The sequence below is a fragment of the Akkermansia muciniphila genome (genome assembly GCF_018709685.1).
GTDB classification, from domain to species: domain Bacteria; phylum Verrucomicrobiota; class Verrucomicrobiia; order Verrucomicrobiales; family Akkermansiaceae; genus Akkermansia; species Akkermansia muciniphila_E.
In genome coordinates this window covers 44036-58081 of record NZ_JABDHQ010000015.1, presented here as the reverse complement: position 1 = coordinate 58081, position 14046 = coordinate 44036, and the positions used below count along the sequence as shown (strand labels likewise).

The following is a 14046-nucleotide window of genomic DNA, read 5'->3' as shown; positions in this document are numbered from 1 at the left end:
CCGCTATTTAGCTATTTACGCAGAAGCACCTGCTTATGCACGCGAATGCGCACCATTCACCCCAGAACATTGATCATGAAGAAAATACTATCCATCTTGATGCTTGCAGCCGGCATGAGCATGAGCGCTACCGCGGCTACCACGCTTCTGGACAGTTCCATTGTCGGGTATTCCGATTTTGCCTCACGCCTGGCGGATTTCGGCACTCAGAAGGATTCCGTCGCCATCACCACTGATGGAGGCAATCTGGTGATGTCCGGCACGACCTTCAGCAAGCCCGTTTCCGAAAGCAACACGCGCAACAACATGACCGTGACCATGGTTCTGGATTTATCCAGGATCACCGCCCCGGACGCTTTCACGGCCCTGTTCAACGCCAAGGGCGGCAGCACGAGCTGGGGCGTGGGCATCAATACCTCCGGCGCCCTCCAGGGCTTATGGAACAACGGCGCCTACAGCGGCGGTCCTACTTCTTCTCCCCTGGGATCTGAAGGAAAGCTCACTATTTCCGTAGTTACCGGAGATGTAGGCACGCGTATTTATTTGGGGAATAGCGACACCTACCACACTGCCAGCGGCCTGAAATTCGGCGGGGTGGACATCACCCAGATTCTGATTAACGCCGGGCTGGCCGATGCCATTGAACAGCTTTATGTTCATGACTCCGCCCTTTCCCAGGAACAGATCGGCCAGTTGATGAGTGAAATCGCCAGCGTGCCGGAACCCGCCACGGCCACACTGGGCCTGCTGGGTCTGGCTGCGCTGATGATGCGCCGCCGCAGGGCATAAAACCACACCGCACCTCCGTTTTTCTTTCAGGGCTGCCTCACGACTCCGTGGGGCAGCCCTTTCCGCATCCGCGCGGCGCGGCTACTCTGCCGGGGGCGGCTACCTTCCCCTGCCCTCCCTGGCCAAATCCCGCACGGGAGAAATATCCTCCTCCGGAAAAACGCTGCCCAGGCCTTTTCCCCGCCGGGAATGTTTCCCTGGCTCCCCCATGCCGCTCCATCTTCCGCACAAATCCTTTTTCCCCACGCTGGAACAGCCGGAACCGGAGGCAGGAAAAACCATCTTCCCTCTGCAGGCGGCGTATCCCATCCTTGCTGCAGTCTCCCATGCGCAAACCGGCACAGCCCGGGCAGCTCCGTTCCGGGAAGAACGCCCTTTTAAAGCTGCACCTTCCGCCTGAAAAGGGGAAACGTTTTAACCTGCATACCCCATATCCCAATCATGAACCTCCAGAAACAGCAACTGCTCCTGCGCCTTTTCTGGTATCTCAAAAGCAAAAAAGGAAAACAGCATTTTTTCAACAGGCGGAATATATGTGTGATCATCCTTACCGCCGCCTACATCCTGACTCCGGACGAATTCCTGTTTGCCGGCGTAGACAGGCTGGGCCTCCTGGATGACGCCGCCGTCATCCTGGGAGCCATCTTCACCGTATTTTTTCCGGACCGGGATTAGGTGCCGCAGCGCCATCCCCCCGCCATGAACGGAGCTAGCGGGAGGAAACTTTCCGGAACTTCGGGGACTGCCCCATGAACGCTTCCGGATTGCCCACAAGAAGGTTTTCCGCTTCCTGCCGGGAAAATCCCCGTTTATACAGCTCACAGGCCAGGGCCGTCAGCGCCAGAGGATCGGAATCCCCCCAGTCCGCGGCGGAATTGGCCCAGACACGGTCCATTCCGTATATTTCCAGAATATCCGCCGCCCGCTTGGGATTCAGCTTGCTGGTGGGGTAAAGGGTCAGCCCGGCCCAGTAGCCGGCCTCCCTCACCAGCGGGAAGGTATGTTCCTCACAGTGGTCCACCAGCACGCGGCCCGGGTCCAGCTCCGGACGGTTTTTCAGGGCGGAAAGAATCATCCTGGTCCCCTTCAGCTTGTCTTCCAGATGGGGGGTGTGGATCAGGACAAGCTGGTGCAGGCGTATGGCCAGGTCCAGATGCTCTTCAAAAATAGTCATCTCGTGGGTGGTGTTCCGGTTCAGCCCTATCTCCCCGATGCCGAGGACATTGGGGCGGTCAATGAACTCCGGAATGAGCTGCATCACCTCCCGGGCAAAGGCCACGTCCTGCGCCTCCTTGGGGTTGATGCACAGCCAGGTGTAATGGTCCAGGCCGAACTTGGCGGCCCGGGCCGGTTCACATTCCGTAAGCTGCACGAAGTAATCCCGGAAACCGTCCGCGGAGGAACGGTCATAGCCGGCCCAGAACGCCGGCTCCCCTACCGCCAGGCAGCCCGCCTGCGCCATGGCCCGGTATTCGTCCGTGGTGCGGCACACCATGTGTATGTGAGGTTCAATGAAAGCCATGATTCTTATTTGTTGAGGTTCGGGGCGCCGCAGGCCGCCTTGGCGGCGGCGGTTTCCGGCACGGCGTCATCCGTATAGGAAAGGGCTTCCAGGATGGCGCACACGCGGCCGGAACCGGGCGCGGACAGGAGCGGGAGCACCTCCATCAGGGCGCGGAAGCGGAAATCCGCCTCCCCTTCCCCACGGTCCACACGGTCCAGGAACGCGGCCACATCCAGCACTCCGGCGCGCGCCGCCGCAAAATCCGCATCCAGCACTTCTTTCTTACTCCTTTTCATGCCCTGACGATACGCCCATGCGGAAAGGCGCGTCAAGCCGGAACAGGTAACAAAATTATAACTATTCCAAACTAGTGAACTGCAATGTCTTTCCGGGCCTTTTCAAAAATCCAAAAAGCGCCGGGAATTCAAGAAGAGGCTTGCCATCCGGTTTTGAACCGGGCATCCTGTGGAGACGCATTTATTTCATTAGAGCGCCTATGAATGCACTAGTAAAAACCATATGTACATTCGTGACATCCTCCATCGGCCGCAAAATCATTGTGGCGCTGACGGGGTTATGTTTGGTCTTGTTCCTTGCGGGACACCTGGCAGGCAACCTTCTCATCTTCGGGGGACCTGAATGGATCAACACTTACGCCCACGGCCTGCACTCCATGCCGGAAGCCGCCCTCTGGGGCATCCGCCTGGGCCTTGCGGTGATCTTCATCATCCACATCTGGCTGACCATCCAGCTGAAGCTGGAAAACCACGCCGCCCGCGAACCCTACGTGTTCAAGAACACGATCAAGGCTACGCTCTCCTCCCGCTACATGATCTACACCGGCCTGACTATCCTGGTGTTCCTGATCTACCACCTGTACCAGTACACCCTGCGCGTGGGTTATGACCCCTCCCAGTACACCGCCTTCATTTCCGACGGCAAGGTGGAAACCTTTGACGTGTACAAGATGATTGTGGCCGGGTTCTCCAATGTATGGTGCTCCGCGTTCTACATCCTGGCCATCCTGATGCTGTTCAGCCACCTGCGCCACGGCGTGCAGTCCATCTTCCAGACGGTGGGCGTTGATTCCCGCAAAATCCGGCCCTTCTACAACTTTCTCGCCATCGCGTACGGCGCAGTGATCTGCCTGGGCTTCATTTCCGTGCCGGTCGCGGTTCTTCTGGGCGTCATCAAATAACCATCAACTCCTCTCAAAGTCATGATTAATTTTCCCGTAAGCGACTGGATGCCGGATGCCAAGATTCCCTCCGGCCCGATTCAGGACAAATGGTCCAAGTACAAGCTTGAGTCCAAACTGATCAACCCGAACAACAAGCGCAAGTACACGGTGCTCGTGGTAGGGTCCGGCCTGGCCGGCGCCTCCGCCGCCGCCACGCTTGCCGAGCTTGGCTACAACGTCAAGTGCTTCTGCTACCAGGACAGCCCCCGTCGCGCCCACTCCATTGCGGCCCAGGGCGGCATTAACGCGGCCAAGAACTACCAGAACGACGGCGACTCCGTCTACCGCCTGTTCTATGACACCGTGAAGGGCGGCGACTTCCGCGCCCGTGAAGCCAACGTCTACCGCCTGGCTGAAGTTTCCTCCAACATCATTGACCAGTGCGTGGCCCAGGGTGTCCCCTTCGGCCGTGAATACGGCGGCCTGCTGGACAACCGCTCCTTCGGCGGCGCCCAGCTCAAGCGCACCTTCTACGCACGCGGCCAGACGGGCCAGCAGCTCCTTCTGGGCGCCTACCAGGCCCTGGAAAAGGAAGTGGCCAAGGGGCACATTGAAATGTTCTCCCGCCATGAAATGATGGACGTGGTGCTGGTGGACGGCGAAGCCAGGGGCATCGTCACCCGCAACCTGGTCACCGGTGAAATCCAGTCCTACGCCGGGGACACCGTCCTGCTCTGCACGGGCGGCTACGGCAACGTGTTCTTCCTGTCCACCAACGCGATGGGCTGCAACGTCACCGCCGCCTACAAGGCCTACAAGCGCGGCGCCTTCTTTGCCAACCCCTGCTTCACGCAGATCCACCCCACCTGCATTCCGGTGAAGGGGGACTACCAGTCCAAGCTCACGCTGATGTCGGAATCCCTCCGCAACAGCGGCCGAATCTGGGTGCCCAAGTCCCGTGAAACCGCGGAAAAAATCCGCAAGAAGGAAATCAAGCCTTCCGACGTTCCCGAAGAAGAACGCGACTATTACCTGGAACGCAAGTACCCCTCCTTCGGCAACCTGGCTCCGCGTGACATTTCTTCCCGCGCCGCCAAGGAAGCCTGCGACGACGGCCGCGGCGTGGCCATCACCGGCAAGGGCGTCTTCCTGGACTTTGCGGATGAAATCAAGCGCATGGGCCGCGAATGGATTGACGGCCAGTACGGCAACCTCTTCGACATGTACGAGGAAATCACGGACGACGATCCCCATGAAACGCCCATGATGATCTATCCCGCCTCCCACTACACGATGGGCGGCCTGTGGGTGGACTACAACCTCATGTCCAACGTAAAAGGCCTGCACGTCCTCGGTGAAGCCAACTTCTCCGACCACGGCGCCAACCGCCTGGGCGCCTCCGCCCTGATGCAGGGCCTGTCTGACGGGTACTTCGTCATTCCCGCCACCCTGCCTGCCTACCTGACGACCATCAAGCCCGGCTCCGTCACTACCGCCTCCCCGGAATTCAAGGCCGCAGAAGACGAGGTAAAGGAACGCATCAACAAGCTCCTGAACGTGAAGGGCACCAAGACCGTGGACTCCTTCCACCGGGAACTGGGCCTCATCATGTGGGAAGACTGCGGCATGGCCCGTACGCGGGAAAGCCTGATGAACGCCATTGAACGCATCCCCCAGCTCCGCAAGGAATTCTGGGAAAACGTGCGCGTGACCGGCACGGCGGAAGGCATCAATGCGGAACTGGAAAAGGCCTGCCGCGTGGCGGACTTCCTGGAATTCGCCCAGCTGCTCTGCTATGACGCCCTGAACCGCGAGGAATCCTGCGGCGCCCACTTCCGCGTGGAATACCAGCTGCCGGACGGCGAAGCCAAGCGCAACGACGAAGAATACGCCTACGTGGCCGCCTGGGAATACACCGGGGTGGACAGCCTGCCGATTCTTCACAAGGAACCGCTGACCTTCGAGAACGTGCATCTTGCCATCCGCAGCTACAAGTAAAGATAGCCAATACACCAACACGTAAAAGAAAGATCATAACATGGCTAAAACACTCAATCTCACTCTCAAGGTCTGGCGCCAGGAAAACCGGGAAGCCAAGGGCCGCATTGAGACTTATGCCGCCAAGGACATTCCGGAAGACGCCTCCTTCCTGGAAATGCTGGACATCGTCAATGAAGGCCTGGTCAAGGAAGGCAAGGAGCCGATCCACTTTGACCATGACTGCCGGGAAGGCATCTGCGGCATGTGCTCCCTGACGATCAACGGCATCCCCCACGGCCCGGAACGCCAGGTGACCACCTGCCAGCTCCACATGCGCAAATTCAAGGACGGCGATACCGTCTGGATCGAACCCTTCCGCGCGAAGGCCTTCCCAATCCTGCGGGACCTCATGGTGGACCGCTCCGCCCTGGACCGCATCATCGCCGCCGGCGGCTACATTGACGTGCGCACCGGCTCCGCGCCGAACGCCAACAACATCGCCGTGGAAAAAGTGAAGGCGGAAGCCGCCTTTGACGCCGCCGCCTGCATCGGCTGCGGCGCCTGCGTGGCCTCCTGCAAGAACGCCTCCGCCATGCTGTTCACGTCCGCCAAGATCGCCCACCTCAATCTGCTGCCGCAGGGACAGCCGGAACGCACCAAGCGCGTCCTGTCCATGATGAAGCAGATGGAAGCGGAAGGCTTCGGCAACTGCACGAACCAGTATGAATGCGAAGCCGCCTGCCCCAAGGGCGTGAGCGTGGACAACATCGCCCGCCTCAACCGCGACTTCATCGTGGCCAACACTAAGGAAGGCCTGGCCTACTAAGGCAGGCTCCCTTTTCAAAACGTCAATCAGAACTCCCGGCGGCGCTCGTGCCCGCCGGGAGTTCTTTTATTGTTCAGGAACGCCGCAAACCTGCGCAACAGACTGAAACCGATGCAAGTGCAGCATTCCCGCTTTCCGCAAGACGGCGTTGCAACCAACCATCAATGGGCGGAAGAGCAGACCCTTAAGTGACTGAAAAGATCAGGCAAGGGAAGGAAAAGGGTGAAGTATCTCCAATGGGACAAATGCCCCTTTCAATTATTCAAGACGGCCCCTTTCAGGCATTTATTTCTTCAATTGCCCCGTGGCCCTTCCACCCCGGAGCGGAAGCCTGTGTTTTCAAGCTTCTTCAACCAATTTCAATCCTTTTCAAGTACTTATGGCTGCTCACAGCGCGCCTTATACGCGCCAAACGCAAAAACGGTACGGCTTCCCTTTATTGGCCCTGTCACTTCCGGATGGAGGCAGTCCCCACTCCGCAAGGCCGCTCCCAACTCAACTCTCCTCACTAACCCCTCCCCCTCACTCCCTGCTGCGGGAGTCCATGAAAATGGTTACCGGCCCGTCATTGACCAGGGAAACCTGCATGTCCGCGCCAAACTCCCCGCTCTGCACCCGGCCTTCCAGCAAATCCGCCAGTTCCTCCTTGAACAGCTCATACAGCGGAATGGCGTGCTCAGGCCTTGCGGCGCGGATGAAGGAGGGCCTGTTGCCCTTCCGGGTGGAGGCGTGCAGCGTAAACTGGCTCACCACCAGCGCGCTTCCGCCCGTCTCCCTTGCGGAAAGGTTCATCTTCCCCTCCGCATCGGAAAAAATGCGCATGTCCGCCGCCTTTTTGGCAAGCCAGCACACATCCTCTTCCGTATCCGCTTCTTCAATGCCCGCCAGAATCAGCAGGCCGGCCCCCGTGCTCCCGGCGCACACGCCGCCGATGTGCACGGCGGCCTTCGTAACGCGCTGAATGACCAGTCTCACTGCTCCGCTCCCTTCTCCCTGAGAATGGTCACCCTGGTGCCCGCACGGGTCAGCATGGCCAGTTCATTACAATCCTGCCGGCTTAAATAAAAGCCCGGTGAACGGGGCGCGCCGCGGGAGGCGTCAATGACATACCCGCCCGCCGCCAGCAGCAGCGTTTTATCCGCAGAGGGGAACTGCTTGCTGTAAATGGAGACGGAGGCCTGGTCCTCCTTGACGGCGGTTTCCACATTCTTTTTCCCGCCATCCCTCATGGCCAGAATAGGGTACCCCTTCACAAAATTCTTACCGTCGTAAAGGCAGACCTCTTTTTCCGGCACGTTGACCACCACGTGGAAATTCAGCGGACGGTACTTGAACACGTCCCCCGCATGCAGGACGGGAATATCCATCAGGCCGTTGAGATGCATCAGCATGGCCTGGGAACATTCCAGCTTCCTGACCATGCGTATCCAGGAATCCCCCCTCCGGACAGTGTATTTCTTCACGTCCGGACCGTTGGGGTCCAGCAACTGGCGGATGCGCAGGCTGCCGATGAGATCCTTCGCCTCGCGCCCCACCACGCCTCCCTGCTCCGCCAGGGGCTGGAGCAGTTCCAGAGCCTGGGGCAGCGTGCCGCGGTCCATCAGGCGGCGCGCCTCCGCCAGGGCTTCCGGACGGCGAGGCCAGAGGGAATAGTTCTCTCCGTCCGCCAAAACTCCCTGGGCGCAGAAGGCCGCCGCCAGCAGGCTAAAGAAGGCCCTTGCGCTTGAAGTCAAAGATATTGATCTCATGGGATTTTTGTATCATTTCCACAGTGAATTTCAAGAGGGAGACCTCCCATGCGTCATCCACCCCCTCAATAAGGGCCATGAACGTATCCTCCCCGTTGCGCACCTGGTCCAGCAGGCGCCCGCGCACGGACTCAAGGGGTTCATGCAGAATTTCCTCCCTCACCTCCGACCTCTTGAAGCTGAAACCGTATTCCAGCAGCGTCATGAAACCCGGGCCATTTTTGGCAAGCCAGTCAAAGAAGCGTTTGGCCTCACCGGAAAAACCCTCCGTACTGACTTCATTGTAAATGGAAGGCTTGATGATCTTGGGCTTCTCCGCCTCCACCCAGCCGCTGCGCACGCGCACCACGCCCGCTTCATCCATCAGCTCGCTGATGAGAAGGAAATTGAACCTGGTATCTCCAAAGGTGTCAATACGGCGATCCGGTTCATAAATCACCCGGGTCATCTCCGCCGCATAGCGGATATCGTCACGGGAGAAGGCGGGCAGGTCATTCATAAGAGAAGAAAGCTGGGGGCTTTCCATAAAAAAGCGGCTTCCTTGCCTGGGACAGGGAAGCCGCTCTTGTAATAAAGGATTTTAGCAGTTCAACTTAACCCTGAACCTTTTCGATGTAGGCAACCACGTCGGCAACGGACTGGAGCTTTTCAGCTTCTTCGTCGGGCACTTCAATGTCAAAGTTTTCTTCGAAAGCCATCACGAGTTCAACGGTATCCAGCGAATCAGCACCGAGATCCTCGATGAATTTCGCATCAGCAGTCACTTTATCGGATTCAACGCCAAGTTGGTCAACGATGATACTTCTTACTTTTTCTTCGATGCTGTTGTCAGACATGATATTTATTGTTAAGGTTCATGAATACTACATGGGGTATACGCAATTTGCAACACCTATTTGTGAGTTTTTACGTGTCATCCGGCCGTTTTTCCGGAAGTAATGAACTCCTGTCCAGTTCCTTGCCCGTTCTTCAAAGATTCAGGGAGGCCGCCATGCGCAGCCCGTTCAGCGTAATATCCGGGTCCACGCGGTCAATGCGTTCCACGCCCCTGGCGATCAGCGCGGCATCCCCGCCCGTAGCCACCACGGCGGGCCGGACGCCCAGCTCCCCTTCCAGCCGGGCCAGGATTTCCTTCACCAGCCCCCGGTAGCCGTACACGGCGCCGGACTGCATGGCCTCCACCGTGCTGGTTCCGATGACGCGGGAAGGCTCCTGGGGGTCAATGGCGGGAAGGAGCGCGGTATTGCGCGCCAGGTAATCTCCCATGCTGGCAAGCCCCGGAGCGATCACGCCGCCCTTGTACGTGCATTCGGGGCCGATCACGTCAAAGGTCACTGCGGTGCCGAAGTCCACCACGACGCACGGGTACCCGTAATACGCCACCGCGCCTACGGCATTCGCCAGCCTGTCAGCGCCTATCTGGCGCGGGTGCGGATAGTCAATGCCCACGTTCAGCCTGGAATCACAGGAGAGGAAGTGGCACGGCCTGACCATCCAGTTTTTCAGCGCTTCCGCCACGCGCGGCACCACGGAGCACACCACGGCGGCATCATAACGCACGCCGGAAAGTACTTCATCCAGCCGTTCCTCGCTCACCTCCCGGGTGGGAATCATGTACCGTTCCGGCAGCAGGGCGTCCGGCGTGGAGAGCACGAACTTGGTGCGCGTGTTGGAATTGTCAATCAGCAGATAGGTCACGGGAATCAGTTAGTACGTTCCTGCGCCAGTTTCAAGACCAAATCCGCTATCCGCCCGCTTCCTCCGGTCATATTCGCCTTCAATAAATTTTCATGCATGCGCCGCCATGGCGCGCCGCCGTCCGCCATCATCCCAGCCAGGGCGGAGGCCAGGGCGCGTGCATCCGGAACATGGCGTCCGCCGCCCAGCCTTTCCAGCAGGCGAGCGTTGCCCTCTTCCTGGCCCGGAAGAAGGAAGTTGACCAGCATGGGCCGCGCGGCCGCCAGCACCTCATGCACCGTGGCTCCCCCGGCCTTCCCCACCACCACATGGCTGGCTGAAAGGTAGGAGGGCACGCGGCGCGTCCAGCCGCGCACCGTCAGCCTGCGCCCGTACCTGGCGCGCAACTCCCGTATACGGGGGTAAATGCGCCTGAACCGGCGCCCCAGTATGCAGGTCACGCTGATGGCGGGGTCCGCCTCCAGCATGGCTTCCAGCTCCGCGCGGGCATGCCGTGCGGAACGCTGGGCAAAGTAAAGCACGCGGAACGGCTCCCCCTCCCTCCAGGAAACGGGATGCTCCCGCGCCAGCGCGCCCAGGCCGGGATTGACGGGAAATCCCGTCACGCGCAGCCTGTCCGGCGGAAGGCCCTTTTCCACCATGATTTCCCGCGTCCAGGGATCCGTTACGGCCCACAGCGGGGATTCCGAACACAGCCAGGACTTGTTGATCACGCAGGAGTCCGTCACGACGGTCAGGTACGGCACGGCCTTCCCGGTACGGGCCGCCAGGGAATCCAGCATGTAAGGATACACCATGTACGTGGAGACAACGGCGTCCGGCTTCCATTCCCGCAGCAGGCGTTCCAGCAGATGTTCCACCGGGCCCAGCCCCTTGACGGGCTTCTCCGCCAGGTTGCGCCTGTCGCTCACCTCATACATCAGCTTCCAGAGGCGCGGGGTGCGGGAAATGATCCAGAGGTACGCGGCGCGGGTCACGCGGAACATGCCGGGCATGGCCTCCGCGCACAGGTCCGTCACGCGGACTTCCGCGCGCCCCGCCAGCGCATCACGCACGCCTCGGGCCGCGGAATGGTGCCCTTCCCCGTACCCTGCAGTCAGAATCAGAATGCGCGGCAGCCTTCCTTTCTCCATGAAGCAAGGATATACCATATCCGGCCCAATCGGAAAGAACTTCTTGCAGGGAAACGGCCATGCGGGACATTCCCCGCCCTTTTCCCGGCCGCTGCGGGACGGAAAGGAACCGTAAAAATGGCCTTCCAGCGCCAATATTCCCCTGCCGAATCCGGATTTAACATTGACCTGCGCAGGCCGTCAGGGCAAGCTTTCAGCCATGCGCATCGTCTTCATGGGCACAGGCGACATTGCCATTCCCGCCTTCCGCAGCCTGATCCGTAACACGGACCTGGTAGGCCTGGTTACGCAGCCTGACCGCCCCGTGGGCAGGCACCAGGTGCTTACGGCTCCCGCCATCAAGAACCTTGCCAGGGAAGCGGGCATCCCCGTGCTCCAGCCGCATTCCCTGCGGACGGCGGACGCGCTGGTCAGCCTCAGGAGGCTGAACCCGGACCTGATTGCCGTCATGGCCTACGGACAGATTCTGAGCCAGGAGGTGATTGACCTGGCTCCCATGGGCTGCATTAACGCGCACGCCTCCCTGCTGCCGCGCCACCGCGGGGCCGCCTGCATCCAGTCCGCCATCAAGTCCGGAGATTCCCACACGGGTATCACGATCATGCACATTGTCAAAAAGCTGGACGCCGGGGACATCATCGCCCAGATCAGCACCCCGCTGGAAGGAACGGAAACCGGAGGAACCCTGCACGACAAGCTGGCGCAGATGACGCCGGACGTTCTGCTCCCGGCCATCCACTCCATTGAAAAAGGAACCGCCACCCGTGTTCCGCAGCAGGAGTTCCTGGCCACGTACGCTCCCAAGCTCCTGCGGGCGGACGGCAAGATTGACTGGACGCGCACCGCGGAGGAAATAGGCCGCATGATCCGGGCGTATGACCCCTGGCCCGGCACCTTCACCAATTATTGGAACCGCAAGAACCGCATCCGCAACATGAAAATTTTCCCCGGCTTCACCATCGTTCCGGAGGCGCAGGGGAAACCGGGCCAGGTGCTTTCCGCTGGAGAACCGGGGCTGCTGATCGCCTGCGGAAGCGGCGGCCTGCTGGTGACGGAGGTTCAGCTGGAAGGCAGCACGCGCATGAGTATCTCCCAGCTGATTGCCGGGCACCCGAATTTGAAAGATATCCACTTCGACGTGTAAATGGGAAAGTCCTTTTCCATGGATAGCCTGAACACGGCCCAGAGGAAGGCCGTGCAGACCCTGCAGGGGCCTGTGCTCATTCTGGCCGGGGCCGGAACGGGCAAGACGCGCACCGTCACCTGCCGCATCGCCCACATGGTGGACCGCGGCATCAGCCCCAAAAGCATCCTGGCCGTCACGTTCACGAACAAGGCCGCCCTGGAAATGCGGGAACGCGTGGGCCAGATGGTGGAGCGGAAGGCGGCGCGCCAGATCATGGTGAGCACCTTCCATTCCCTCTGCGTGCGCATCCTGCGGGAAGACATCGGGCGCCTGGGGTACAAAACCAATTTCACCATTTACAGCGGTTCCGAGCAGAGCGGCCTGATCCGGCGCCTGATTGTCCGCCACGGAGGCATTACGGAAAAGATCGGCCCCAAGGACGTCCTTTCCGCCATGAGCCGGATGAAGAACAGCGGCCTGGGGCTGGACTCCATTGAAGACAACCTGACGGCCAACATCGCCGCCTCCTACCAGCGGGAGCTCCAGGCACAGAACTCCGTGGATTTTGACGACCTGCTGATCCTGGCGGACAAGCTGCTGAAGGAACATCCGGACGTGCGGGAAGCCTGGCAGCAGCGCTTCCGCTATATTACGGTGGATGAGTTCCAGGATACCAACAGCCTCCAGATGAGCCTGCTGGGCCATCTGGTGGGCCCGGCGCACAATGTCTGCGTGGTGGGGGACGACGACCAGTCCATTTACGGCTGGCGCGGCGCCCAGATCAGCAATATCCTGGAGTTCGAACGCTTTTTCCCGAATCCCACCGTCATCAAGCTGGAGGAGAATTACCGCTGCACCGCCCCCATCCTGGACGCGGCCAATGCGCTGATCCGCCACAACCTGGGCCGCAGGGACAAGACGCTGCGCGCCCACAAGGGAGGCGGGGAAGCCGTGCGCCTGATTTCCATGCCCGGAGACGCGGAGGAGGCGGAGTTCATCATCACGGACATTGAAAACGTCCGCAGGCAGGAGGAGCGTCCCTGGGAGGACTTCGCCATCCTGTTCCGGGCCAACACCCAGAGCCGCATCATTGAACAGACGCTCCGGGAGCACAAAATCCCCTACCGCATGGTGGGGGCGCAGAGCTTCTTTGACCGCAAGGAGGTGAAGGACCTCATTTCCTACCTGGCGACGATTGAGAACCCGCAGGCGGACGAATACCTGCTGCGCATCCTGAATACGCCCCCGCGCGGCATCAGCGAGCTGACCAGCCACCTGGCCATTGACTGGAGCCGGGAACATGGCAACAGCGTCTGGGCCGCCCTGCAGGACGAGGAATTCCTGGCGACCCTTTCCACCCGCGCCCGCAACAGCGTGCAGGAGTTCAATGAACTGATCGCCAGGTACATTGACATCTTCCAGGACAAGGAAACGGACTTCGGCGACGCCATGGAGCAGCTCATTGAGGAAACCGGGTTCAGCGATTATGTAACGCGCCTGTGCAAGACGGAAGCTGAAATCCAGAAGCGCCTCGTCTCCATCGGGGACGTGAAGGCCTCCCTCCGCAACTTCTGGCAGCCCGGAAAAACCCTCCGGGACTACCTGGCCCAGGTCACCCTGGACAAGGAAGATAATGACGACGACGTGGAGAACAAGCCCGGCGTGTGCCTGATCACCATGCACGCCGCCAAGGGACTGGAATTCCCCGTCGTCTACCTGGTGGGGCTGGAAGAAGGCATCCTGCCCCACAAGCGTTCCCTGGAAGACGGCAACTGTGACGAGGAACGCCGCCTGCTTTACGTGGGCATCACCCGCGCGCAGGAAAAGCTCATGCTGACCTATTGTTCCACGCGCCTGCGCTACGGAGACCGCATGCCCTGCCAGCGCTCCTCCTTCCTGAGCGAGATTCCGCCCCACCTCATGGAGTATGCCAAGTGGGACGACCTGATGAACGCGGAAGCCACGGAGGAGGAGTCCGGAAACTTCTTTGACTCCCTCCGCAGCATGCTGCTGGAAGACGACTAAAAGGCAGCCGGGTGTTTCACCGGCTGCCTTTAAACCA

Annotated in this window: 15 protein-coding genes; 7 read left to right on the top strand and 8 right to left on the bottom strand. The window is 60.1% G+C overall.

Annotated elements, in window-relative coordinates; all coding sequences use genetic code 11:
* Positions 1–75: 75 nt before the first annotated feature.
* Together HHJ06_RS09850 and HHJ06_RS09845 are read left to right on the top strand one after the other, a co-directional pair.
* The gene (locus HHJ06_RS09850; RefSeq protein WP_215429256.1) at positions 76–789 is read left to right on the top strand and encodes a PEP-CTERM sorting domain-containing protein; all 714 of its coding nucleotides are present in this window, start codon (positions 76–78) and stop codon (positions 787–789) included.
* 537 nt (positions 790–1326) lie between these two features.
* Positions 1327–1464, top strand: a complete 138-nt coding sequence (locus tag HHJ06_RS09845) for a hypothetical protein (protein ID WP_215429254.1) — start codon at positions 1327–1329, stop codon at positions 1462–1464.
* 34 nt (positions 1465–1498) lie between these two features.
* On the opposite strand, the gene HHJ06_RS09840 is transcribed toward HHJ06_RS09845, so the two are convergent.
* Entirely contained in the window at positions 1499–2311 is an 813-nt protein-coding gene (locus HHJ06_RS09840) for a TatD family hydrolase (RefSeq protein WP_251841491.1), read from the bottom strand.
* A gap of 5 nt (positions 2312–2316) precedes the next feature.
* On the bottom strand, positions 2317–2589 hold the full coding sequence (locus tag HHJ06_RS09835; RefSeq protein ID WP_215429251.1) for a hypothetical protein: 273 nt from the start codon (positions 2587–2589) through the stop codon (positions 2317–2319).
* A gap of 233 nt (positions 2590–2822) precedes the next feature.
* Between HHJ06_RS09835 and HHJ06_RS09830 the strand changes: the two genes are divergently transcribed.
* From HHJ06_RS09830 to HHJ06_RS09820, 3 genes are read left to right on the top strand one after another with little or no spacing between them, the layout of a single operon-like run.
* Entirely contained in the window at positions 2823–3491 is a 669-nt protein-coding gene (locus tag HHJ06_RS09830) for a succinate dehydrogenase cytochrome b subunit (RefSeq protein WP_215429249.1), read from the top strand.
* 21 nt (positions 3492–3512) lie between these two features.
* Positions 3513–5471: a fumarate reductase/succinate dehydrogenase flavoprotein subunit gene (locus HHJ06_RS09825; protein ID WP_215429247.1), complete on the top strand. Its 1959-nt coding sequence runs from the start codon at positions 3513–3515 to the stop codon at positions 5469–5471.
* Positions 5472–5511: 40 nt separating this feature from the next.
* Positions 5512–6279 (top strand): succinate dehydrogenase/fumarate reductase iron-sulfur subunit, encoded by a 768-nt coding sequence (locus HHJ06_RS09820; protein ID WP_215429245.1) that lies wholly within the window; start codon positions 5512–5514, stop codon positions 6277–6279.
* Positions 6280–6801: 522 nt separating this feature from the next.
* On the opposite strand, the gene dtd is transcribed toward HHJ06_RS09820, so the two are convergent.
* From dtd to HHJ06_RS09790, 6 genes are all read right to left on the bottom strand, one after another.
* Positions 6802–7254 carry a D-aminoacyl-tRNA deacylase gene (gene dtd, locus HHJ06_RS09815; RefSeq protein ID WP_215429243.1) on the bottom strand — a complete coding sequence of 151 codons (453 nt, stop codon included), beginning with the start codon at positions 7252–7254 and terminating at the stop codon, positions 6802–6804.
* Positions 7251–8027 (bottom strand): LysM peptidoglycan-binding domain-containing protein, encoded by a 777-nt coding sequence (locus HHJ06_RS09810; protein WP_215429234.1) that lies wholly within the window; start codon positions 8025–8027, stop codon positions 7251–7253. Before HHJ06_RS09810 ends, dtd begins: the two co-directional genes overlap by 4 nt.
* Positions 7984–8526, bottom strand: a complete 543-nt coding sequence (locus HHJ06_RS09805) for a hypothetical protein (RefSeq protein ID WP_251841489.1) — start codon at positions 8524–8526, stop codon at positions 7984–7986. The genes HHJ06_RS09810 and HHJ06_RS09805 overlap by 44 nt, the downstream gene beginning before the upstream one ends.
* A gap of 94 nt (positions 8527–8620) precedes the next feature.
* A complete protein-coding gene (locus tag HHJ06_RS09800; protein ID WP_012420022.1) occupies positions 8621–8863 on the bottom strand; it encodes an acyl carrier protein in 243 nt (80 codons plus the stop codon).
* A 133-nt stretch (positions 8864–8996) separates the two neighbouring features.
* On the bottom strand, positions 8997–9725 hold the full coding sequence (locus HHJ06_RS09795; protein WP_215429230.1) for a type III pantothenate kinase: 729 nt from the start codon (positions 9723–9725) through the stop codon (positions 8997–8999).
* A 5-nt stretch (positions 9726–9730) separates the two neighbouring features.
* Entirely contained in the window at positions 9731–10876 is a 1146-nt protein-coding gene (locus tag HHJ06_RS09790; protein WP_215429223.1) for an MGDG synthase family glycosyltransferase, read from the bottom strand.
* A 181-nt stretch (positions 10877–11057) separates the two neighbouring features.
* Here HHJ06_RS09790 and fmt point away from each other — a divergent pair, with 181 nt between their 5' ends.
* Together fmt and HHJ06_RS09780 are read left to right on the top strand one after the other, a co-directional pair.
* Positions 11058–12002, top strand: coding sequence for a methionyl-tRNA formyltransferase (fmt, locus tag HHJ06_RS09785; protein ID WP_215429216.1), 945 nt, complete (start codon positions 11058–11060; stop codon positions 12000–12002).
* An 18-nt stretch (positions 12003–12020) separates the two neighbouring features.
* A complete protein-coding gene (locus HHJ06_RS09780) occupies positions 12021–14009 on the top strand; it encodes an ATP-dependent helicase (protein WP_251841488.1) in 1989 nt (662 codons plus the stop codon).
* Positions 14010–14046: the final 37 nt, after the last annotated feature.